General features: G+C 61.3%; 17 protein-coding genes and 1 pseudogene. 11 read left to right on the top strand and 7 right to left on the bottom strand.

Going from position 1 to position 21573, the window contains the following annotated elements; all coding sequences use genetic code 11:
* Positions 1 to 410 precede the first annotated feature (410 nt).
* Complete coding sequence (locus QRN50_RS13015; protein WP_054092320.1) at positions 411 to 1952, bottom strand: HAMP domain-containing protein; 1542 nt, start codon at positions 1950 to 1952, stop codon at positions 411 to 413.
* A gap of 130 nt (positions 1953 to 2082) precedes the next feature.
* On the opposite strand from QRN50_RS13015, the gene serB reads away from it, so the two are divergent.
* Positions 2083 to 3297: a phosphoserine phosphatase SerB gene (serB, locus tag QRN50_RS13020; protein ID WP_058822305.1), complete on the top strand. Its 1215-nt coding sequence runs from the start codon at positions 2083 to 2085 to the stop codon at positions 3295 to 3297.
* Positions 3298 to 3362: 65 nt separating this feature from the next.
* Here serB and QRN50_RS13025 read toward each other — a convergent pair whose 3' ends face one another.
* The 4 genes and pseudogenes from QRN50_RS13025 to QRN50_RS13040 form a co-directional block, all read right to left on the bottom strand.
* Entirely contained in the window at positions 3363 to 5147 is a 1785-nt protein-coding gene (locus QRN50_RS13025) for a cyclic-di-GMP receptor FimW-related protein (RefSeq protein ID WP_024640313.1), read from the bottom strand.
* 255 nt (positions 5148 to 5402) lie between these two features.
* Positions 5403 to 6266: an archaetidylserine decarboxylase gene (gene asd / locus QRN50_RS13030; protein ID WP_024640312.1), complete on the bottom strand. Its 864-nt coding sequence runs from the start codon at positions 6264 to 6266 to the stop codon at positions 5403 to 5405.
* A 147-nt stretch (positions 6267 to 6413) separates the two neighbouring features.
* Positions 6414 to 7226 (bottom strand): annotated as a pseudogene (locus QRN50_RS13035) (rhodanese-like domain-containing protein); the annotation flags it as partial.
* A 45-nt stretch (positions 7227 to 7271) separates the two neighbouring features.
* Entirely contained in the window at positions 7272 to 8807 is a 1536-nt protein-coding gene (locus tag QRN50_RS13040; RefSeq protein ID WP_024642706.1) for an HDOD domain-containing protein, read from the bottom strand.
* A 207-nt stretch (positions 8808 to 9014) separates the two neighbouring features.
* On the opposite strand from QRN50_RS13040, the gene motA reads away from it, so the two are divergent.
* Positions 9015 to 9866: a flagellar motor stator protein MotA gene (gene motA / locus QRN50_RS13045; RefSeq protein WP_003402900.1), complete on the top strand. Its 852-nt coding sequence runs from the start codon at positions 9015 to 9017 to the stop codon at positions 9864 to 9866.
* Between the two features lie 3 nt (positions 9867 to 9869).
* Positions 9870 to 10928 carry a flagellar motor protein MotB gene (gene motB / locus QRN50_RS13050; RefSeq protein ID WP_096127395.1) on the top strand — a complete coding sequence of 353 codons (1059 nt, stop codon included), beginning with the start codon at positions 9870 to 9872 and terminating at the stop codon, positions 10926 to 10928.
* 61 nt (positions 10929 to 10989) lie between these two features.
* Here motB and rsgA read toward each other — a convergent pair whose 3' ends face one another.
* Positions 10990 to 12021: a small ribosomal subunit biogenesis GTPase RsgA gene (rsgA, locus tag QRN50_RS13055; protein ID WP_003366295.1), complete on the bottom strand. Its 1032-nt coding sequence runs from the start codon at positions 12019 to 12021 to the stop codon at positions 10990 to 10992.
* Positions 12022 to 12129: 108 nt separating this feature from the next.
* Between rsgA and orn the strand changes: the two genes are divergently transcribed.
* The gene (orn, locus tag QRN50_RS13060) at positions 12130 to 12666 is read left to right on the top strand and encodes an oligoribonuclease (RefSeq protein WP_003402903.1); all 537 of its coding nucleotides are present in this window, start codon (positions 12130 to 12132) and stop codon (positions 12664 to 12666) included.
* A 96-nt stretch (positions 12667 to 12762) separates the two neighbouring features.
* Positions 12763 to 13374: a trimeric intracellular cation channel family protein gene (locus QRN50_RS13065; RefSeq protein WP_003393544.1), complete on the top strand. Its 612-nt coding sequence runs from the start codon at positions 12763 to 12765 to the stop codon at positions 13372 to 13374.
* 377 nt (positions 13375 to 13751) lie between these two features.
* Here the strand turns inward: QRN50_RS13065 and queG are convergent, their stop codons facing one another.
* Positions 13752 to 14840 carry a tRNA epoxyqueuosine(34) reductase QueG gene (queG, locus tag QRN50_RS13070; protein ID WP_058398830.1) on the bottom strand — a complete coding sequence of 363 codons (1089 nt, stop codon included), beginning with the start codon at positions 14838 to 14840 and terminating at the stop codon, positions 13752 to 13754.
* Between the two features lie 63 nt (positions 14841 to 14903).
* Between queG and QRN50_RS13075 the strand changes: the two genes are divergently transcribed.
* From QRN50_RS13075 to hfq, 6 genes are all read left to right on the top strand, one after another.
* The gene (locus tag QRN50_RS13075) at positions 14904 to 16394 is read left to right on the top strand and encodes a bifunctional ADP-dependent NAD(P)H-hydrate dehydratase/NAD(P)H-hydrate epimerase (protein ID WP_011266492.1); all 1491 of its coding nucleotides are present in this window, start codon (positions 14904 to 14906) and stop codon (positions 16392 to 16394) included.
* Entirely contained in the window at positions 16382 to 16852 is a 471-nt protein-coding gene (gene tsaE, locus QRN50_RS13080; RefSeq protein WP_024660843.1) for a tRNA (adenosine(37)-N6)-threonylcarbamoyltransferase complex ATPase subunit type 1 TsaE, read from the top strand. Before QRN50_RS13075 ends, tsaE begins: the two co-directional genes overlap by 13 nt.
* A gap of 2 nt (positions 16853 to 16854) precedes the next feature.
* Entirely contained in the window at positions 16855 to 18282 is a 1428-nt protein-coding gene (locus tag QRN50_RS13085) for an N-acetylmuramoyl-L-alanine amidase (protein WP_197709718.1), read from the top strand.
* Complete coding sequence (gene mutL, locus QRN50_RS13090; protein WP_096126663.1) at positions 18282 to 20237, top strand: DNA mismatch repair endonuclease MutL; 1956 nt, start codon at positions 18282 to 18284, stop codon at positions 20235 to 20237. Before QRN50_RS13085 ends, mutL begins: the two co-directional genes overlap by 1 nt.
* A complete protein-coding gene (miaA, locus tag QRN50_RS13095; protein WP_011266496.1) occupies positions 20238 to 21209 on the top strand; it encodes a tRNA (adenosine(37)-N6)-dimethylallyltransferase MiaA in 972 nt (323 codons plus the stop codon). It abuts the gene before it with no gap.
* A gap of 93 nt (positions 21210 to 21302) precedes the next feature.
* The gene (gene hfq, locus QRN50_RS13100) at positions 21303 to 21563 is read left to right on the top strand and encodes an RNA chaperone Hfq (protein ID WP_002551819.1); all 261 of its coding nucleotides are present in this window, start codon (positions 21303 to 21305) and stop codon (positions 21561 to 21563) included.
* The last annotated feature ends 10 nt before the right edge of the window (positions 21564 to 21573 follow it).

Here is a 21573-nt window from a genome sequence, read left to right on the forward strand (position 1 = left end):
CGTAGGTGGATAATTGTCCAACCTTCGGGGGTCACACCACTCCGCGTGGGAATGCAGTTCGTGACGCTCTGCGTCACCTGTTTGCGCCGGGAGAGGTTGATCAGGATAGAACGCCGAGCGTCCAGAACGGCATGCCCACGCTGGAGCATGGGCACGATGGTGATCTTGCGGGCACCTATCGCTCCTCACGCCCCGGTGCGGCATGCCCGCGCTGGGGCCGGGCCAGGTGGTGATCTTGCGGACACCTATCGTTCCTCACGCTCCGCGTGGGAATGCAGGTCGTGACGCTCTGCGTCATCTGTTTGCGCCGGGAGAGGTTGATCAGGATAGGACGCAGAGCGTCCGGAACGGCGTGCCCACGCAGAGCATGGGCACAAGCGTCTCACTTCAAGCGTGAGCGGAGGAGAGGATCAGGCCTTGTTGGATTCGTGCATGCGCGCCAGCTGGCGCTCGAGCATCGACGGGTAGGGCTCCATCAGGCGTTCTACGCAGCAGGCACCTTCCGGGCTGGCGATCGGGCGGATGCGGGCGCGTTGGCGGATCAACTGATCGTCGTTGATGCGGCGTTCGACCAGCAGCAGGTTGCGGCTGTGCTGAGACAGCGCCAGTGCGTCCTGCGCCGTTTCGGTCAGCAACAGATCGATCTGGCTCAGACCGCTCAAGCCTTCACCCAGCGTCAGGCCCAGTTGCAGTTGCAAGGTGATGCCACTATCGGCCACCTCGATCTGCAAGGCATGACTGAGTGCGCGCAACAGCTCGCCGCAGCAGATCGCGTTGGTCAGGTAGTCATCACCGCTTTCGTGACTGTGGAACAGCATCAGCGTGCTGCCGTCATTCAGCGTATGCAGCTCGCTTTCATACAGCGAGGCGGCCTGATCGAGGCAGTCGCGGTAGCGTTGCAGCAATTCGGTAAGGCGTGCACGCGGCAGGCGACGCAATTGATCCTGTGCACCCAGCTGCACGGCCAGCACTGCACTGTTGTGCGGCTCGACCGGCGCTACCGAGGCAGCCGCCGGGCGAACGGCTGGTGAGTTGTCCGAGTGGTCGCGCAGATCGGCGAACGGATCCTCATCGTCGTCTTCATCTTCCTCGGCAACGATGCGGCGCTGCACCGGTGGTGCCGGCAAGCGCGGTTTTGCTTCGCTGCTACGAGCTGAAACCACTGGCGCAGGCTTCTCTTCCGGCTCCAGATACGGATCTTCGCTGTCGTCTTCCTCGCCGTCATACTCGGGCTCGGGCAGCGGTTCTGGCTCCGGCACCGGCGGCGCGAACGAGGTGCGCAACTGCCGCGCCAGATCACCGATTTCATCCTGGCGATCAGTGGCGGGTGTGTACGGGTCGATATCACGCAGCCAGATACGCATCTGCATCAGTGGCGTGGAGATGTGGCGGCCAAGGCGCAGACTCAGGGCCAGCGCCAGGGCCAGCAGGATACCGGCCAGAATGCCCATGCTCTGCAGGCTGATGGTCAGCGGCTGCTGGAACTGCGACATGTCGAGGCTGATACGCAGATGGCCCGCCATCACGTCCTGGAACGTGATCTTGATTTCATACAGGCCCTGAGCTTCCCCCAGAAGCCCGTTTTTCGGGCGCTGGCCGGCCTCCGCGAGGATGCGGTTATCCACACTGTAGATAGCCGCATGCGCGACCAGCGGATTCTTGACCAGATTGCCCAGCAGCACGTTGAGACTGAGGATGTCGTTGGACACCAACAGCTCGGTAGCCGAGGTGGCGGTCTGGGTGGTCAGGGCCTGCCCCAGCGCATCAGCCTGTTCATGCATGGCCTGCTTGAACTGCAGGCCCATGACACCGGCGTAGATCACCAGCGCCAAAGCGACCAGGATCACGTTATGGCTGGCAATGCGCAAAGCGATCGGTACACGGCGATGACGCAGGGCACGAAAGATGAGCAGGAAGAAATTATCGGTTTTAACGGGCGTGGGCCGGTTCACAGAGCACGGCTCTTTCGGTGAAGTTGTCGCGCAGTATAACGAGCGACCCAGTGGCGGCAAAGCGCTGCCTGTGCCCGGTGGTCACTGAATGTGGTTAGAATGCGTTTTTTTTCCACTGCGGGGGTGCGCCTTGCGCGAAATCGTCCTGATTAACATCACCGGTGTCGACCGTCCCGGTCTCACTGCAGCCATCACCGGCGTCCTCGCTCAGGGTGGCGTGAACATTCTCGATATTGGTCAGGCGGTGATCCATGACACCCTGTCGTTCGGCATCCTGGTTGAAATTCAGGATACTGTGCAGGGATCTTCGGTGCTCAAGGACATCCTGTTCACTGCCTACGAACTGGATCAGCAAGTCCGTTTCACTGCGGTCTCCGAAACCGACTATCAACACTGGGTCGAAGGTCAGGGCAAGGCGCGCCACATCGTTACGCTGCTGACCCGCAAGGTCACGGCCGAGCAATTGCAGCGCGTCAGCGCCATCACTGCCAGGTACGGGCTGAATATCGATCAGATCGATCGGTTGTCCGGTCGCATGCCGCTCGACACCCCGGCTGACAAGGGCAAGGGCTGCATCGAGTTCACCGTGCGCGGCGAGCCCGCCGACCCGAAAGCCATGCAGGCCGAATTTCTCGCTGTCGCCCAGGATCTCGACGTCGATATCGCGTTCCAGCAGGACTCGCTGTTCCGCCGCAACCGGCGCCTGGCGGTGTTCGACATGGACTCGACCCTCATCGAGGCCGAAGTCATCGACGAACTGGCCAAGGCCGCAGGCGTCGGCGAGCAGGTTTCCGAGATTACCGAACGTGCCATGCGCGGCGAACTGGATTTCAGCGAAAGTTTCAAGGAGCGTCTGGCTTTGCTCAAGGGCCTAGACGTGAGTGTGCTGGATGAAATCGGCGCGTCCCTGCGTTTGACCGAAGGTGCTGAAACACTGTTCTCCGAGCTCAAGCGGCTGGGTTACAAGACGGCGATTCTGTCGGGAGGCTTCACCTATTTTGCCAAGCAGCTGCAAGCAAAGCTGGGCATTGATTATGTCTTCGCCAATGAGCTGGAAGTGGTTGACGGCAAGGTGACCGGCGTAGCGGTCGAGCCGATCGTCAATGCGCAGCGCAAGGCCGATCTGTTGCGCGAACTGGCCCACAAGGAAGGGTTGAGTCTGGAGCAGACCATCGCGGTCGGCGACGGTGCCAATGACCTGCCGATGCTGGCGATTGCCGGGTTGGGTGTAGCGTTTCGCGCCAAGCCACTGGTCAAGCAATCGGCCAAGCAGGCCATTTCAACGCTGGGGCTCGATGGCGTGCTGTATCTGCTGGGCTTGCGCGACCGCGAGGGAAAGCGCTGACGCTCAGGCCGTCGTGGTCTGCTCCTGATGGCGAGGGGCAATCGCGACGGCTGTCGCAATGATCGCTAAAGCGTGCCCCACAAGGAATCGAATTCCTGATCCGGCCTGGCCTTTTCGGTTTCGGCCGCTTTCGGGGCGTCGTACATCTGATACTCGAACTGATTGTAACTGGCGCTGCTGACCTGCCGGTTGCTCAGTGAGGCGCGGCGTTCTTCGCCGTTGACGTTGATCATCACCATGCTGCCTTCCTGAAAAGGCAGGCGCGGTGCGAGCACGGTGGGCGGTTTTTCCATGGCGCGTACTTCGGGCAGCATCAGGGTTCGCAGGTACTGGCTGTTCTGTTGTTCGCGAATCAATTGCATGCCGCACGGCTGGGCAAACGGGGCGATCAGTTCGATGCCCATCTGTGTGCCCCCGCTGCGTACCTGACGGATCCAGCGCACGATGGCAACGCTCCAGCCCTGACCTGCGTCGTCCTGAATACCCACCAGTTCGCCAGCCTGCAACTGTTGAGGCACGTCCTTCTGCCACGCCAGGCAGTAACCGCCCGGGCTGTGGTTGACGATATTCAGGTCGAAGGTCGGAAACGTGTGCTGGTTGTTGGACAGCGAGTCGCTGTCGCCGTCGTTTTTCGGGTATTCAATCTCTTCGTAGGGCAGCAGAACGGATGAGGTCTTGCCACGCTGAGTATCGAAGGCAGAGGCCCACGGATCGTCCGCGTCATCATTGGCCATCTTCAACGAAAAGCTCGCTGCACTGGTGGCGCTGTTCAATTGCAGCAGCTCGCTGAACGACTTCTGGCCAGCGACATAGAAATGCAGCGCGCTCATGCCGATGCACAATCTCAGCGTGCCCTGACCGGGCGTACGTTGAAAGGTGCGTTCGGCCACATCACCCCAGGCGACCGCCAGATGTTGCAGCAGGTCGGTATTGATACCGGTTGGGATCAGCAGCGGTGAGGGCGTGCGCTGGTCGTCCGGCAGGGCCAGGTACTGATTGATCGCTTCCGCCAGCGCCAAGGTATTGATGCCCAGCAGCCGGGGTGATTGTTCGTCACTGAACAGGGTGCGATACAGCGGCGGTTTGTCTGCCGTCGGGTCCAGGGCGAAGAGGCTGCTTTGCGTGGCAGGCGACTGCAGCTTTACCAGCGCGCTCCAGGCCTCCAGCGCATCGGCCAGTTTGCCGATGTTCAGTTGGCGCATCTGATTGCAGCGCGAGCAGCCCATCAGCAGCGCGATCACGTAGGTTTGTTCCACGCTCAGCACTTTGCTGTGATGGGCCAGGGGCTCTTCGACCGGTGTGTTGTGCAACTGGTACTGACGGGCAATCTGATAAATCTGGTGCAGCTCGAGCCACAGGCCGTCCTGAACGGGACAGTAAAGCTGGTTGGCGCGAATCAGCGGCCCGTTGAGCCCGTGCACTGCTCGTTGCAGTGCGGTGCTGAACAGCCCGGCCTGGTCTCGGGTGTAGCGCGGGGCGACCTGCTGAATGATTTGCTTGTAACCGGTCGCCAGATGGTTTTGCAGTGCCTGGCAGAGGTTGGCCACCTTGCGTGGTCGCTCGTCCAGCACAATGGCCTGATTGAGAAAGTGGCGTTCAAGGTGCTTGCAGACGAAGTACACCTCGGGCCGCAGCAATTCAAGCAATTGCAGGCGGTTTTCGCTCGGGGTGATCAACTGGTTCAGCTCGGTCAGCCCCTGATAGAGCTGGCGCGCCATTTCTCCGAGGTTTGCCTTGGGCAGTCTGGAGATCCAGCGCTTGAGGTCGCGGGGATTGGCTTCACTGAATGTCAGGCTCGACTGCGTCGGCGTGGGCGCACGCAATAGCAGAGGGAGGCTAAAATTACTCATGTGACAGACAAACTCCAACAACTCACTGGCCTGGACGATGGCTTCATAGGGGGGTCGAGGTTATCGCGCACCCGCGATATGCCGAGCATACGCCCATGAAAGTGCGAAGTATCCTACAGAATCGAGCGGACGACTTTACCAGTATCGACATCGGTTCGCAGCAATTATGGCCGGAGGCCATTATCGTCCGGCGGCATGCTGCATGAGTGCCAATATCCATCATCGGGCACTCATGCATCGAGGCTCAGGTCGCGATCATGCCTGTGCCGGAACGGCCAGTGCCTGGCCCATTTGAACCTTGGAGCCGGCCGTCAGTTGTTCGGCCCATTTCACCTGACCTGGACCGAACAGCACGATGGCGGTAGAGCCCAGCTTGAACCGACCCATCTCGGCACCTTTTTCCAGGTGGATCGGCGCACGCGCCGCTTCGTCGTAGCTGAACGTCTTCAATTCACGCTTGGGCGGTGTGACCAGTCCGGCCCATACCGTTTCGACAGACGCCACGATCATCGCGCCCACCAGTACCACTGCCATTGGTCCGCGCTCGGTATCGAACAGGCAGACCACTCGCTCGTTACGGGCGAACAGCTCGGGTACGTTTTCAGCCGTGGTCTGGTTGACCGAGAAGATGCGGCCCGGTACGTAGACCATTTCACGCAGCGTGCCGGCCAGTGGCATGTGAACGCGGTGATAGTCCTTCGGCGACAGGTAGACGGTTGCGAACTCGCCGCCCATGAACGGCGCCGACAGCTTGGGGTCGCCGCCGAGCAGTTCCAGTACGCTGAAACTGTGGCCCTTGGCCTGGAAGATCCGGCCGTGGTCGATAGGGCCCAACTGGCTGATGGCACCGTCGGCCGGCGAGAGAATCGCGCCCGGCGTGGCATCGAGCGGGCGCGCGTCAGCTTTCAATGCGCGGGTGAAGAACGCGTTGAAGTGCTCGTAGGACGTCAGGTCTTCGACCAGTGCCTGCGACATGTCCACCTGATAACGGCGGGCAAACCACGCAGTGAAAGCGTTTTTGAACCAGCGTACGCGGCATTCGGCAACGCAGCCTGCCAGTCGGGACAGCAGGTGGTGTGGCAGCAGGTACTGGCTGATGATGAACAAGCGGTCTTTCATTGAAGGTCCTGAGGATGAGTGTCCTGAATATTTCTGTGAGGTCCGTCCCGGTTCGGTGGCGCGGACCGGTTCGACGGTTTCGGCCGGGGCTGGCTGGGCAGGCTCTACGGGTTGCGCAACCTCGACGGGCGCGGCGGCCACATTCGGTACTTCTACCGGCGTATCCGGATGATTGCCCCATTCGCCCCACGAGCCGGCATACGCCTTGACTCTCGGGTAGCCCAGCGCCTTGGCCACCAGATAGGTGAAGCCCGAGCGGTGATGGGTTTGGCAGTGCGTGATGATTTCCTTGTCGGGCGTGATGCCCAGATCACGAAGGATCTCCGGCATGTCCTGGCGAATACGCAGGTTGCGCGCCTTGTCCATGCCCGCCGTCCACTCGAAGTTGACGGCGCCGGGTATGTGGCCGCCTTTGGCCGCGACCACTTTTTCGCCCGAATACTCTGTCGGCGCGCGGGCATCCCAGATCGCCAGGTCGGCGGCGCCCAGACGGCTTTGCAGGTACTCGCGCGTGGCGGTAGGTTCATCGTGCAGCGTCAGCGTTACCGGAGTATCGGCAGCAGGCGGCACGTCGGTGCTCAGCGGCAGCAATTGCGCTTCCCAGGCCAGCAGTCCACCGTCCAGATAGTGATAACGGCTGTGGCCGATGACATCCAGCAGCCAGATGAAACGCCCGGCCCAGCCGCCGCCTTCGTCATCGTAGACGACATAGACAGCGTCAGGGTTGTGGCCCAGCTCGCCGAACACTTGCTCAAGACCGGCCGTGTCGGGCAGCAGGCCGGGGGCAGGAGGCGTGCCCAGTTGTGTACGTTTCGGATCGACGAAGCGGGCACCGCGAATGTGCCCGGCTTCGTAGCGAGCGCTGCTGGTCAGATCCACGAGGATCAGTTCCGGGGCGTCTAGACGCTCAAGCAGATCGTTGGGTTCGATGACCAGCGACAAGCCAGTGAATGCGGACATTTGCAGCCTCCGATGAAAGGAAAGGGGCGAATTGTACGCCAGGCCTCAGGCTTTGCGATGACTAAAGATGCCCAGTGCCCGTTCAATACATTGCGCGGTTTTTCCGAATGCCTGGACGGAAATTTCCGACAAGGCCCCGCCGCCCTGGTCGGCGACCACCAGCAGCATGACTTTGCCGTTGTTGCTCAGCGAGCGAATCAGCCAGTGCTGGCCACTGAACAGGGTTTTCAGCGGCGGGGGCAGCAGGGCGGCAAATTGCGCACTGTTGGCGGGCGTCATGCGTAACTGCGTCGGCTGGGTCAGCAAGCGCTGCAGTACGGTGCTTTCCTTGATGAACAGCTGCAAGGCAGCGGCGTCCTTCGGCAGTCCGGCAGTCTGATTGACGCGCAGCACGGTTGAGGTCTTGTCCAGCATCAGCAGCATGACCCGCTCCATGCCGCACGAGATGAAGGCGTCGCGCGCCGAGGTGGTCAGGTGCATGGCGTTGATGAACGGGCTGGGGTCCTGCAGCAGTTCGGCGCATTGCTTGCGCCACATTTGCAGGGCGTCAGCCGATGGCGGAGGTGCAGGCTCATTGTCGCGCCTTACACGCCGTGCATCCCACGGCCAGATCAGCGATTCGGCCGGGTGCCAGAGGTCTTTTTCCGCATGGACGCGTGCGCTGCTGGCCGCATTCTGGTGCGCCTGTTGCTGTACTTCGTTGATCGACTGTTGCAGGTACAGGCTGGTCAGCCGTTCCCAGCGCAGGCAATGCGGGCTGTTCCAGGCCTGTTGTGCGGCCAGCGCCAGGCCGTTGCCCAGCAACACGGTATTGGCGGGCTGGTTCAGCCAGCGGCGCAGGTTGGGGTCGTCGTCCATGAGTTGTTGCTGCTGCAGCGGGCTGTTGTCTTCGCGGGCGATACGCAGCGCCTTGGCCAGATCGCGTCGCTCGTTGATCAACAGTTTATAGCCGCGCGTAACCCAGATCGGCAGGCGCCAGAACTCGGCGAGTGCCAGGCACAGTTCCAGCAGGTTGACGCCGAACAGCTCTTTTTCCACTGCAGCGCTGGAATGGCCCTTGTGGATAACCCGCAGTTCCAGCTCTTCGAGCAGCTTCGGATAAGCCAGCGCCATCGGCCAGAGCGGCGACAGAAACAGCAGGCTGCCCATGTGGATGTCCTGCCAGAGTCGCGCCAGCCGGCTGGCGAACAGGCCGTTGGCTTGTTGCGTGGCGTGCTGGCTGACCAGAATCAGTTGGCGATAGGCCGCAGGAATTTCTTCGGGCGGCTTGGCCGGTAAACGGCCCAGCAGGACTTCGGTACGCGCCAGACCCAGGCGGTTGATGGCAATTTCAAGGCTCTCGGCCTGCTCGGTCAAACCGTGGGTGTGATGGTTGGCCTCGCGCATCACGCTCAGCACCAGCGCAGGACTTTCCTGCATCATTTCGGCGATTTCACGCAGCGAACGACGGCTGTCGTTCAGTGCGGCGCGGACGTGTCCATGATTGACGGCAGGGACCGGCAACGCGATGCCGTCAAGCAGTTTGACCCAGGCATCCAGCGTCTTCGGAACGAGGTGATGTGCTGCGTGTACTGTCGGCATTCGAGGGCCTGTGCGGCTGATTATCTGAGCTGGGAAACCGCCAGCGTACGGGGTGCTGAGGCCATTTTCCTCCTTTTATGGAGGCGCATAAATGGGTTTTTCAAAAGAACCGGCTATAGTCTGGCCCAGTTAGGCCGATAAGGAGAAGAAGAGATTCAACAACTTCCGGACTGTCCCTGAACCCGACTCAGTAAAGTATTTTTTCCTATGGCTAAAATCATCGGCATCATTGTCGTTCTCGCAAGTGTCATCGGCGGATATGTGCTGTCCCATGGCAAGGTCATGGCGCTGTTCCAACCGTACGAGGTCTTGATTATCGGCGGTGCTGCACTGGGCGCGTTCCTCCAGGCCAACCCTGGCTACATGTTCATGCACGTGTTCAAGAAGTCGCTGAAGATGTTCGGTACGCGCTTCACACATGCCTATTACCTTGAAGTGCTGGGGCTGGTCTACGAAATCCTCAACAAGAGCCGCCGTGAAGGCATGATGGCGATCGAAGGGGATATCGAAGACGCTGCCTCCAGCCCGATCTTCGCCAAATACCCGGGTGTCCTCAAGGATGAGCGCATGACTGCGTACATCTGCGATTACCTGCGCATCATGTCGTCCGGCAACATGGCTCCTCACGAGCTGGAAGGTCTGTTCGACATGGAGCTGCTGAGCATGAAAGAAGACCTCGAGCATCCATCCCACGCCATTACCGGTATCGCCGACGGTATGCCCGGCTTCGGTATCGTGGCTGCGGTACTGGGTATCGTGGTGACCATGGCGTCGCTGGGTTCGGGCGACAAGGCAGCGATCGGCATGCACGTAGGTGCGGCGCTGGTCGGTACGTTCTTCGGTATTCTCGCGGCTTACGGTTTCTTCGGTCCTCTGGCCACCAGCCTTGCGCATGATGCCAAGGAAGAAATGAACGTCTACGAGAGCATCAAGGCGTCGCTGGTGGCCTCGGCCTCCGGCATGCCGCCTTCGCTGGCTGTCGAATTCGGCCGCAAGGTTCTCTATCCGCTGCATCGCCCCAGCTTCAGCGAGCTGGAACAAGCGGTTCGCGGTCGCTAAGTCATGGAAAATAATCAGCCGATTATCATCAAGCGCGTAAAGCGCTTTGGTGGCGGACATCACGGCGGTGCCTGGAAGATCGCGTTTGCCGACTTCGCGACGGCGATGATGGCGTTCTTTCTGGTGCTGTGGCTGATGTCGTCTGCCACCCCCGAGCAGTTGCTCGCGGTCGCCGGTTATTTCAAGGACCCGGTCGGCTTCTCGGACAGCGGTTCGCCGTACGTGATCGATCTGGGCGGTTCGCCGGAGATGTCGCCGAACCAGACGCTGAACCCCGAGGTGCAGACCACGCCGTCGCCGGACACCGTGCCGCTTGAGGCGGAAAATGCCGAGACCAAGGCTGAAGCGGTGGAGCAGGAACGTCTGGAGATGCTGCTCCAGGAATTGCAGACCAAGGTCGAGGAAAACCCGCAGCTGCAGAAATTCAAGGACCAGATTCTGTTCGAGATCACTCAGGACGGCTTGCGTATCCAGATCATGGATGCGGAAAACCGGCCGATGTTCGACTCGGGCAGCGCGCGTCTCAAACCATATTTCGAAGACATTCTGCTGGCCCTGGCTGACACCATCAAAAGTGTGCCGAACAAGGTCAGTATCAGCGGCCACACCGATGCAACGCCTTTCGTGGGCAGTGGCGGGTTCGGCAACTGGGAATTGTCGGCCAACCGTGCCAACGCTGCACGCCGTGCGCTGGTAGCCGGGACCTATCCGGACTCACAGGTGGCCAGGGTGGTGGGGTATGCGTCGTCTGCTCTGTATGATCACCAGAACCCGACCAACCCGGTCAATCGCCGCATCGATATCGTGGTGCTGACCAAAAAGGCCCAGCACCGCATAGAGGGCGATCAGAACTCCGGCGGTGCGCCAGCCACGCCAGCCACGCCTGCGGCGCCGACAGCACCCGCACCGGCGGTGCCTGCTGCTCCAGGTGCTCCCGCTGCGCCGGGGGCTTCGACAGCGGCGCCGCCCGACCCGCAGGCCTACGCACAGCCGCACGAGATCCGGCAGAAGCTGAATATCTTTGACGATGGCAAGTTGCGGGTCGAGCCGGCCCAGAACTGAGCTGCAACCGATACAGAAACGCCGCGATCATCGCGGCGTTTTTGCGTGCGGCGTTCGGTGCTCAGTAACTGTCTTGCGGCAGGCTGGCAATGATCGAGCGGTAGCTGTTCATGCGCTGCTGCTGAACGCGGCCGTCCTCAAGCCCCTTGAGCAGGGCGCAGCCCGGTTCGCGGTCATGCTTGCAGTCACGAAAGCGGCACGTGCCGATCAGGTCGTTGAACTCGATGAAGCCTGCCTCTACATCGGCACGGCTGACGTGGCCAAGGCCGAATTCACGAATGCCCGGCGAGTCGATCAGATCGCCGCCGCGCGGGAAGTGAAACAGGCGGGCGGTGGTCGTGGTGTGTGTGCCCTGACCGGAGACTTCGGACAGCGGACCGACCCGAGTGTCCGTTTCCGGCAACAGGCTGTTGACCAGCGAGGACTTGCCGACGCCGGACTGGCCGACGAACACACTGATGTGCCCGTCAAGCTGGCTTTGCAGGCTCTGCATGCCGTCACCGTGGTGCGCGGACACTTCCAGTACCGGGTAACCCAGCGTGCGATAGACCGCCAGCAGCGCATTGAGCGCGGGCGCATTCTGCTCGTCGATCAGGTCGGCCTTGTTGAGCAGCAGCAACGGACGAATCCCGGCATGCTCGGCGGCCACCAGGTAGCGGTCGATCAGGTTGGCATGCGGCTCGGGCATCGGCGCGAAGACGATCACGATCAGGTCGACGTTGGCCGCCACAGGCTTGAGCTGGCCGCGTGAATCCGGGCGGCGCAGTTCGGTGGTGCGAGGCAGTTGCGCGACAATGACGCCAATGCCCTGATTGCCGGCGCGCCATACCACGCGATCACCGGTCACCAGTGCAGGCAGGTTGGCGCGCAGGTGGCAGCGAAAGACCTGGCCGGTCACTTCGCCTTCCTGAGCTTCCACTTCGACTTGCACGCCGAAGTGGGCGATCACCAGGCCCGTCTGCTCGGGGCCGAGGTCGCCACCCTCGAGTGTTTCAAGCGTAGCGGACTCGCGTTTTGCTGCGCGGGCAGCACGCTCGCCCTGAATTTTTTCGATGCGCCAGTTCTGACGACGATTGAGTTGGCGTTTGGCCATGGGTGTTCCGATGTGATGTAACCGATGAATTAGGCAGTACGATTGATCGGCAGGAGTCTAGCACGGCAGGGTGAGCTAAACTGCGCGCCTACGCTGAGGAGTCGACACATGCAGAACAAGCAGAACCTGATCTGGATCGATCTGGAAATGACCGGTCTGGACCCTGATACCGATGTCATTATCGAAATGGCCACGATCATCACCGATAGTGAGCTGAACACCCTGGCCGAAGGCCCGGTGATCGCTGTGCATCAGAGCGACGAGACACTGGCGAAAATGGATGAGTGGAACACGCGCCAGCACGGCGGCTCGGGCCTGACCCAGCGCGTGCGCGAAAGTACCGTCAGCATGGCTGAAGCCGAGGCGCAGACCCTTGAGTTCATCAAGCTGTGGGTGCCGGAGCGCAGTTCGCCGATCTGCGGCAACAGCATCTGCCAGGATCGCCGCTTCCTGTATCGCCACATGCCGACGCTGGAAAACTGGTTCCACTACCGCAATCTGGATGTCTCGACCCTCAAGGAACTGGCTGCGCGCTGGTCCCCCGAGCTGAAATTCAAGAAAGGCAGCACCCACCTGGCGCTCGACGACATCCGTGAGTCGATTGCCGAGCTGCGCTTCTACCGTGAGCACTTCATCAAGCCTTGATCGAGACTCGCGCGTGCAGTGAATAATCTTCGCTGCACTCTTTCAGTGCGCAGGTCGGCTGGTTAGACTGCGCGCCTTTGTCGCAGAGTCGCCGCCATGTTGCTGATGCTTTATCTGATCGCTATCACTGCTGAAGCCATGACGGGAGCCCTGTCTGCGGGGCGACGCGGGATGGACTGGTTCGGCGTGGTGCTGATCGCCTGCGTCACTGCGCTGGGTGGCGGGTCGGTGCGCGACGTACTGATCGGTCATTACCCGCTGACTTGGGTCAAGCATCCGGAGTATCTGGTCCTGACCAGTGTGGCGGCCCTGGTGACGATCTTCATCGCGCCACTGATGCGTCATCTGCGCTCACTGTTTCTGGTGCTCGACGCGCTGGGGCTGGTGGCTTTTACCCTGATCGGCTGTATGACTGCGCTGGAGGCCGGGCACGGTCTGCTGATCGCGTCAGTGTGCGGCGTGATCACCGGGGTATTCGGCGGCATCCTGCGCGACATCTTCTGCAACGACATCCCGCTGATCTTCCGCCGCGAGCTGTACGCCAGCGTGTCATTTCTGGCCGCGTGGTGTTTTCTGCTATGCCAGTACCTGCAGTTGCCGGACGAGCAAGCGGTGCTGATCACCTTGTTCGGTGGCCTGCTGCTGCGCCTGCTGGCGATTCGTTTCCGCTGGGAAATGCCCAAGTTTGTCTATAAAGACGAGCCTTGAAGAGGGGGAGAGGGCCACGAGCGGCATGCCCAAGCTAGTCTTGTGGGAGGCAATGTTGTTCAGTCATAACCATGTAGGAGCGAGCCGGGCCACGCTTCGCTTGCTCGCGAAGGCTGACTGACAGAGGCATAAATCTCCGGCGATTGTCCCTGCCTCTTCGCGAGCAAGCTCGCTCCCACAAGATCAGCGCTGCTGCAGAACATCTAGGCGGCTCGAAAACACCCCCGACCTGCGGGAGTGATCCACAGGGCTTGAAAACACGCCGGACCTGTGGGAGTGAGCTTGCTCACGAAGAGGCAGGGACAATCGCTGAAAATCTATATATCGTGACTACGCCTTCGCGAGCAAGCTCCCACAGGAATATCCAGGGGGTACCTTTAAAGCGGCGCCACGCCATGTCTCTGCAGCGCCCATTCCACATGTTCTCTGACCAGTTCCGACGGGTAGTCGCGCCGTGCTTGCAGGGCCTCGATCACCGGGATGGTGGAGGGCGCGTTGCCCAGCCCCACGGCCAGGTTGCGTAGCCAGCGCTCATAACCCGCCCGGCGTAGTGGCGAGCCTTCGGTGCTGCCGAGGAATTTCTCTTCATCCCAGAGGAACAGCTCGGCCAGCCCGGCATTGTCCAGATTGTGGCGCGGCTGAAAGTCGCTCTGCTCGGTTGGCCGGGCGAAGCGGTTCCACGGGCAGACGATCTGGCAATCGTCACAGCCGAACACCCGGTTACCAATCAACGGCCGCAGCTCTTCGGGAATCGCCGTCTTCAGCTCGATGGTCAGGTAGGAAATACAGCGCCGCGCATCCAGCACATAAGGCCCGATAAACGCCGCAGTCGGGCAGATGTCCAGGCAGGCTGTACAACGACCGCAGTGTTCGGTCGCATGGGGCGCATCCACCGGCAGCGGAATATCGACAAACAGCTCGCCAAGAAAGAAGAAGCTGCCCGCCTTGCGGTTGAGCACCAGCGTGTTCTTGCCGATCCAGCCCAGCCCGGCCTGTTCGGCGATGGCCTTTTCCAGCACTGGCGCGCTGTCCACGAAGGCTCGAAAGCCAAACGGCCCGATGGCCTGCTGAATACGCTCGGCCAGTTGCTGCAGGCGCTTGCGGATGAGTTTGTGATAATCACGGCCCAGCGCGTAGCGTGAGACGTAGGCTTTTTCCGGCTCGGTCAGGCGTTGCGCCATCTCGGTGTCGCCCGGCAGATAATCCATGCGCAGCGACACCACGCGCAGCGTTCCCGGCACCAGCTCATCGGGGTGGGAGCGTTTGCTGCCATGGGCTGCCATATAGTCCATTTCCCCGTGATAGCCTGCATCGAGCCAGCGTTGCAGATGCTGTTCGTGCTCTGCCAGGTCCAGGCCGCTGATCCCGACTTCCTGAAAGCCCAGCTCACGCCCCCACGCCTTGATTGAAACGGCAAGGGCGGCAAGATCATCGGAAGTGGGAAATACAGCAGTAATAGCGGACATGCGCAGAGAGAAACCGGGGCCAAGGTGCGTATAATTCTGCCAGACATCGGAGCCCATAGACGCATGTTCGACACTAAACCTCATTTACCCGACGCGCTGTACAGCGCTGCGCAGGTCCGCGACCTCGACGCACGGCTGATTGCGGCCGGTACACCCGGCCTGGAATTGATGCTGCGTGCCGCGCAGGCGTTGTGGCACACGCTACTTCGGCGCTGGCCTCAGGCCAACGAGCTGACCGTATTGACCGGGCGTGGTAACAACGCCGGTGACGGGTATCTGGTGGCTGCAATGGCGCACAAGGCCGGCTGGCAGGTCAGGGTGCTGGCCGTCGGCGACCCGGCTGCACTGACCGGTGATGCTGCGGCGGCGCATGCTGCGGCTTTCGGTATTGATATTCAGGCATGGGCCGGGCAGTCGCTGGCCGGTGTCGTGCTGGATGCCTTGCTCGGTACCGGGCTCGACGGCGAGGTGCGCGAGCCCTATGTCTCGGCCATCAAGGCTGTCAACGACAGTGGTCTGCCCGTCGTGGCGGCGGATATTCCGTCTGGCTTGAGCGCAGATACCGGCCAGACGCTGGGTGTCGCGGTGCGTGCCGATGTGACCGTTACGTTCATCGGCCTCAAACTGGGGTTGCTGACGGGGGATGCGGCGGATCTGGTGGGTGAGCTGATTTTCGACGACCTGCGAGCAGACCCGGCGCTGGTGGCGCAGATGCCGTTCAGCGCGAAGCGCCTCGATAAACACAACCTGCCACAACTGGCAGCGCGTCCGCGGACCGCTCATAAAGGCATGTTTGGCCGCGTGCTGGTCATCGGTGGCGATCACGGTTTTGGTGGTGCCGCGTTGCTCAGCGCCGAAAGCGCCCTGCGCAGCGGTGCAGGCATGCTGACGCTGGCCACACGGCCCGAGCACGTTGCGGCCGCCCTGACGCGCATGCCGGAGATCATGAGCGCGGCAATTCATTCGGCCAACCAGCTGATGGGCTTGATCGAGCCAGCCAGCGTGCTGGTGGTCGGCCCCGGACTGGGGCAGTCGGCCTGGGGGCGCAGCCTGCTGTCGGCAGCCGCCAATGCGGATCGTCCGCAGGTGTGGGACGCCGATGCGCTGAATATGCTGGCCGCCGGGCTGGTCAGCCTGCCCAAAGGCAGTGTCATCACCCCGCATCCGGGCGAGGCGGCACGCTTGTTGGGCGTGGGCATCAAGGAGGTTCAGGCGGACCGGGCCGCTGCAGTGCGGGCGCTGGCGCGTAAATTCGATACGGTTTGTGTGCTCAAGGGCTCCGGCAGCCTGATTGCCGACGCGCACGGGCAACTGGCGCTGTGCGACCGCGGTCATCCGGCCATGGCCACTGCGGGACTGGGTGACGTGCTGGCCGGATTGATCGGTGCGTTGATGGCGCAGCATCTCAAGCCATTCGACGCGGCCTGTCTGGCGGTATGGCTGCACGCAAGCGCCGGTCAGAAAGTCGGCGAGTACGGTCGCGGGTTGGCCGCCAGCGATATTATTCCTGCCATTCGTCAGTTACTGGAGGAGCTGCAACCGTGTCTGATTTAACGCTGCATGTGGTTGGCGAAGAGGCAATGATGGATTTTGGTGCACGCCTGGCCAAGGTTACAGAAGGCCTTGGCGTCATCTTTCTGGATGGCGATCTGGGCGCTGGAAAAACCACGCTTTCGCGGGGATTGATTCGCGGCTTCGGGCATGCCGGGGCTGTCAAGAGTCCTACTTTCACGCTGGTCGAGCCGTACGAAATCGGTGCGATAAAGGTCTTCCACTTTGATCTTTACCGGCTGGTCGATCCTGAAGAACTCGAGTTCATGGGCGTGCGTGATTATTTCGACGGCGATGCACTTTGTCTGATTGAATGGCCCCAACGCGGTGCAGGCTTTTTGCCAAAGCCCGACCTGACCATTACCATTGTGCCGCACGGTGAAGGTCGGTCCGTGATATTGAGCCCGCTGGGCTCGCGTGGCGAACAGTGGTGTGCCACTTTGGCTTTGGAATTCAAATAGATATGGGGTTAGGTATGCGCATGCGCGCGCTGGTTACTGTAGTAGGTCTGCTGTTGATGGCCATGGCTGTCGAGGCGGTTGCCGCTACGCAAGTACGAAGTGTCCGCTTATGGCGAGCGCCGGATAACACACGTCTGGTCTTCGACCTGACGGGGCCGGTTCAGCACAGCCTGTTTACCCTGACTTCGCCTGACCGTCTGGTGATCGATATCAATGGTGCGACGCTCGGCGGACCCTTGAACGTACCCACGGCCAATACGCCGATCAGCAGCATGCGTTCTGCGCAGCGCACACCTACCGACCTGCGCGTGGTCATCGACCTGAAAAAGGGTGTGACCCCGAAGAGCTTCACGCTGGCGCCCAACCAGCAATACGGCAACCGTCTGGTGGTCGACCTGTACGACAACGCCGCCGATGCCAACCCCACGCCGGTGATTCCCGACACCGCTGCCAACACCGCACCCGCAGTTCCGGTCAGCCCGGCCAAGCCTGAAATCAAGCTGACTCCGGTGCCGAATGGCAAGCGCGATATCGTCGTGGTGATCGATGCCGGGCACGGCGGGGAAGACCCCGGTGCCTCGGGCGGCGCCGGTCAGAAAGAGAAAAACGTGGTGCTGTCGATTGCCAAGGAGTTGCAGCGCCAGGTGAATGCCGAGAAAGGCTACCGTGCCGAACTGACGCGGACCGGCGACTACTTTATTCCGCTGCGCAAACGTACCGAGATCGCCCGCTCCAAGGGCGCCGACCTGTTTGTGTCGATCCACGCCGACGCCGCGCCGTCTTCCGCTGCGTTCGGCGCATCGGTGTTCGCCCTGTCTGATCGGGGTGCGACTTCCGAAACCGCCCGCTGGCTGGCGGACAGTGAAAACCGTTCTGACCTGATCGGTGGGGCCGGCGCAGTCAGTCTCGATGACAAGGACCGCATGCTCGCGGGTGTGTTGCTGGACTTGTCCATGACCGCCTCGCTGTCTTCGAGCCTGAACGTTGGCCAGAAGGTATTGAGCAATATTGGCCGCGTGACCTCGCTGCACAAGGCACGCGTCGAGCAGGCGGGCTTCATGGTGCTCAAGTCGCCGGATATCCCGTCGATTCTGGTGGAAACCGGCTTTATCTCCAACGCCAATGAGGCCAACAAGCTCGGTTCTGCGTCGCATCAGCAGGCGCTGGCGCGTTCGATCACGTCGGGTGTCAAGCAGTTCTTCCAGCAGAACCCGCCGCAGGGCACCTACATTGCCTGGCTGCGTGACAACGGCAAGCTGGCTCAGGGGCCGCGCACTCACGTCGTTCGTTCCGGCGAAACCCTGGCCATGCTTGCTGCACGCTATGACATGAACATCGCCACCTTGCGCAGCGCCAACAATCTGAAGTCCGATGAATTGAAGATCGGCCAGGATCTGCGTATTCCAAGTTCCGAGGTGGCGACTCAGTAATGACCGATCTCCTGCTCGACGGCACCGAAGCCGATAACGCTCAGACTGCCCTGAACGCAGCACGCATCGAACTGCTCAGTCCGCGTCTGGCCAACCAGATTGCGGCGGGCGAAGTTGTCGAGCGTCCGGCTTCGGTGATCAAGGAGTTGCTGGAAAACAGCCTCGATTCCGGCGCGCGGCGCATCGATGTCGACGTCGAGCAGGCCGGCATCAAATTGTTGAAAGTGCGCGACGATGGCAGCGGCATCTCTTCGGACGATCTGCCGTTGGCGCTGGCACGCCACGCGACCAGCAAGATTCGCGACCTGGAAGACCTCGAGCGGGTCATGAGCCTGGGGTTTCGCGGCGAAGCGCTGGCTTCGATCAGCTCCGTGGCACGCCTGACCCTGACCTCGCGCACCCGCGACGCCGATCAGGCATGGCAGGTCGAAACCGAAGGTCGTGACATGGCGCCACGCGTGCAGCCGGCCGCGCATCCGGTAGGCACCTCCGTTGAAGTACGCGACCTGTTCTTCAACACGCCCGCCCGGCGCAAGTTTCTGAAAGCCGAGAAAACCGAATTCGATCATTTGCAGGAAGTCATCAAGCGCATGGCGCTGGCGCGTTTCGACGTGGCCTTCCATCTGCGGCACAACGGCAAGACCGTGCTGAGCCTGCATGAGGCGCATGACGACACCGCCAGAGCGCGACGTGTCTCGGCAATCTGCGGGCCGGGCTTTCTGGAGCAGGCGCTGCCCATCGAGATCGAGCGCAACGGCCTGCATTTGTGGGGCTGGGTCGGGCTGCCGACCTTCTCGCGCAGCCAGGCCGACCTGCAATATTTCTTCGTGAATGGCCGGGCCGTGCGCGACAAGCTGGTCGCCCACGCGGTGCGTCAGGCGTATCGCGACGTGCTGTTCAATGGCCGTCACCCGACTTTCGTGCTGTTCTTCGAGGTCGACCCGGCCGCTGTGGACGTCAATGTTCACCCGACCAAGCATGAAGTGCGCTTCCGCGACGGGCGCATGGTGCATGACTTCCTGTATGGCACGCTGTACCGTGCGCTGGGCGATGTACGTCCTGAAAATCAGCTGGGTGGCAGCGTGCCGGTTGTCGCCGAGACGCGCCCGAGCGGGCCAGAAGCGGGCGAATTCGGGCCGCAGGGTGAAATGCGTCTGGCCAACAATGTGCTGGAGCAGCCCCAGGGCGAGCCGTTTGCCCGGCCTGCTGCCGCTGGCGGCGCTGGCGGCGCTGGCAGCGGTTATCAGTATCAATACACGCCTCGGCCCACCGCTGGCGTGCCGGTCGCCGAAGCGCAAAGTGCCTACCGGGAATTCTTCGCACCGCTGCCCAGTGCCGCGCCCGCGTCGCTGCCTGAATCGCCCGGTGATATTCCGCCGCTGGGTTATGCGCTGGCGCAGCTCAAGGGGATCTACATCCTTGCTGAAAATGCTCACGGCCTGGTGCTGGTGGACATGCATGCCGCCCACGAGCGGATCATGTACGAACGCCTGAAAATAGCCATGGCCAACGAAGGCTTGAGCGGCCAGCCATTGCTGGTGCCCGAGTCCATCGCGGTCAGCCAGCGTGAAGCGGACTGCGCCGAAGAACACCTTGCGACCTTCCAGCGCCTGGGCTTCGAACTGCAGCGGCTCGGCCCGGAAACCCTGGCGATCCGCCAGATCCCTGCGTTGCTCAAGCAGGCCGAGGCCAACCGGCTGGTCAGCGATGTGCTGGCTGACCTCATGGAATACGGCACCAGCGACCGGGTGCAGGCGCACATGAACGAGCTGCTCGGCACCATGGCCTGTCACGGCGCGATTCGTGCCAATCGGCGTCTGGCCATCCCGGAAATGAACGGCCTGCTGCGTGACATGGAAAACACCGAGCGCAGCGGGCAATGCAACCACGGTCGTCCTACCTGGACCCAGATGGGTCTCAATGACCTGGATAAATTATTCCTGCGCGGTCAATGAATGAACGCTTTACCTCCGGCCATCTTTCTCATGGGGCCTACCGCTGCAGGCAAGACCGACCTTGCGATAGAACTGACCAAAGTGCTCCCCTGCGAGTTGATAAGCGTCGATTCTGCGCTGGTCTATCGCGGCATGGACATCGGCACCGCCAAGCCGTCGAAGACGCAGCTGGCTGAACATCCTCACCGTCTGATCGACATTCTCGACCCGGCGCAAAGCTACTCCGCAGCCGATTTTCGCAGTGACGCTCTGGCGGCCATGGCGGAAATTACCGCACGCGGAAATATTCCTTTGCTGGTCGGCGGCACTATGTTGTATTTCAAGGCTCTATTGGACGGGCTGGCGGATATGCCGGCGGCCGATGCACAGGTCAGGGCGCAGCTTGAGGCGGATGCACAGGCCTTCGGCTGGCAGGCATTGCACGATCAGTTGGCGGTGGTCGATCCCGTTTCGGCGGCACGTATTCACCCCAACGATCCGCAACGGCTGATCAGGGCGCTTGAGGTGTATCGCGTCAGCGGAATGAGCATGACGGCACATCGCGAGCAACAAACTGCGCAAAGTACCGAAGCAGCCGCATCAGGGCGCCAGCAATTGCCCTATACTGTCGCGAACCTTGCCATTGCTCCGGCTGATCGCAAGGTGCTGCACCAACGCATCGCGCTACGTTTCGAGCAAATGCTGGATCAGGGGTTTCTGGACGAAGTACTGGCATTGCGCTCAAGAGGTGACCTGCATTCGGGGTTGCCATCGATAAGAGCCGTCGGTTATCGCCAGGTCTGGGATCACCTGGATGGGAAACTGACACGGGATGAAATGCAGGAGCGCGGCATCATTGCGACGCGCCAGCTGGCCAAAAGGCAGTTCACCTGGCTACGTAGCTGGGACGACCTGCACTGGCTGGACAGCCTGGCCAGCGACAATCTGTCGCGCGCCTTGAAATACCTGGGATCGGTCTCCATATTGAGCTGAGTCCCTGCAATAGCCGTCTATCCTTGGGGGGTGGTCGGTCAAGCAAATCGAATTCGATTTATTATTTTATTGATCCTTAAAGGAGTGCGGCACATGTCAAAAGGGCATTCGCTACAAGACCCTTACCTGAATACCTTGCGTAAAGAGAAGGTCGGGGTATCGATCTATCTGGTCAACGGTATCAAGCTGCAGGGTACGATCGAGTCTTTCGACCAGTTCGTCATTTTGCTGAAGAACACGGTCAGCCAGATGGTCTACAAACACGCCATTTCCACCGTCGTACCGGTTCGTCCGATCCGCCTGCCAAGCGCTACAGACGCTGACGGCGCGGACGCCGAGCCAGGTAACGCCTGATAGGAGTCTG

Origin of the sequence: Pseudomonas sp. MEJ108, from assembly GCF_030208985.1 — a bacterium.
GTDB classification, from domain to species: Bacteria; Pseudomonadota; Gammaproteobacteria; order Pseudomonadales; family Pseudomonadaceae; genus Aquipseudomonas; species Aquipseudomonas fragariae.

What these genes read in the sequence shown, in the direction of transcription:
- queG (WP_058398830.1), bottom strand. Translation starts at nt 14,840, where the DNA reads ATGTCCGCTATTACTGCTGTATTTCCCACTTCCGATGATCTTGCCGCC.
- QRN50_RS13065 (WP_003393544.1), top strand. Translation starts at nt 12,763, where the DNA reads ATGTTGCTGATGCTTTATCTGATCGCTATCACTGCTGAAGCCATGACG.
- rsgA (WP_003366295.1), bottom strand. Translation starts at nt 12,021, where the DNA reads ATGGCCAAACGCCAACTCAATCGTCGTCAGAACTGGCGCATCGAAAAA.
- motA (WP_003402900.1), top strand. Translation starts at nt 9,015, where the DNA reads ATGGCTAAAATCATCGGCATCATTGTCGTTCTCGCAAGTGTCATCGGC.
- QRN50_RS13040 (WP_024642706.1), bottom strand. Translation starts at nt 8,807, where the DNA reads ATGCCGACAGTACACGCAGCACATCACCTCGTTCCGAAGACGCTGGAT.
- hfq (WP_002551819.1), top strand. Translation starts at nt 21,303, where the DNA reads ATGTCAAAAGGGCATTCGCTACAAGACCCTTACCTGAATACCTTGCGT.
- miaA (WP_011266496.1), top strand. Translation starts at nt 20,238, where the DNA reads ATGAACGCTTTACCTCCGGCCATCTTTCTCATGGGGCCTACCGCTGCA.
- orn (WP_003402903.1), top strand. Translation starts at nt 12,130, where the DNA reads ATGCAGAACAAGCAGAACCTGATCTGGATCGATCTGGAAATGACCGGT.
- motB (WP_096127395.1), top strand. Translation starts at nt 9,870, where the DNA reads ATGGAAAATAATCAGCCGATTATCATCAAGCGCGTAAAGCGCTTTGGT.
- QRN50_RS13025 (WP_024640313.1), bottom strand. Translation starts at nt 5,147, where the DNA reads ATGAGTAATTTTAGCCTCCCTCTGCTATTGCGTGCGCCCACGCCGACG.
- asd (WP_024640312.1), bottom strand. Translation starts at nt 6,266, where the DNA reads ATGAAAGACCGCTTGTTCATCATCAGCCAGTACCTGCTGCCACACCAC.
- QRN50_RS13085 (WP_197709718.1), top strand. Translation starts at nt 16,855, where the DNA reads ATGGGGTTAGGTATGCGCATGCGCGCGCTGGTTACTGTAGTAGGTCTG.
- QRN50_RS13075 (WP_011266492.1), top strand. Translation starts at nt 14,904, where the DNA reads ATGTTCGACACTAAACCTCATTTACCCGACGCGCTGTACAGCGCTGCG.
- mutL (WP_096126663.1), top strand. Translation starts at nt 18,282, where the DNA reads ATGACCGATCTCCTGCTCGACGGCACCGAAGCCGATAACGCTCAGACT.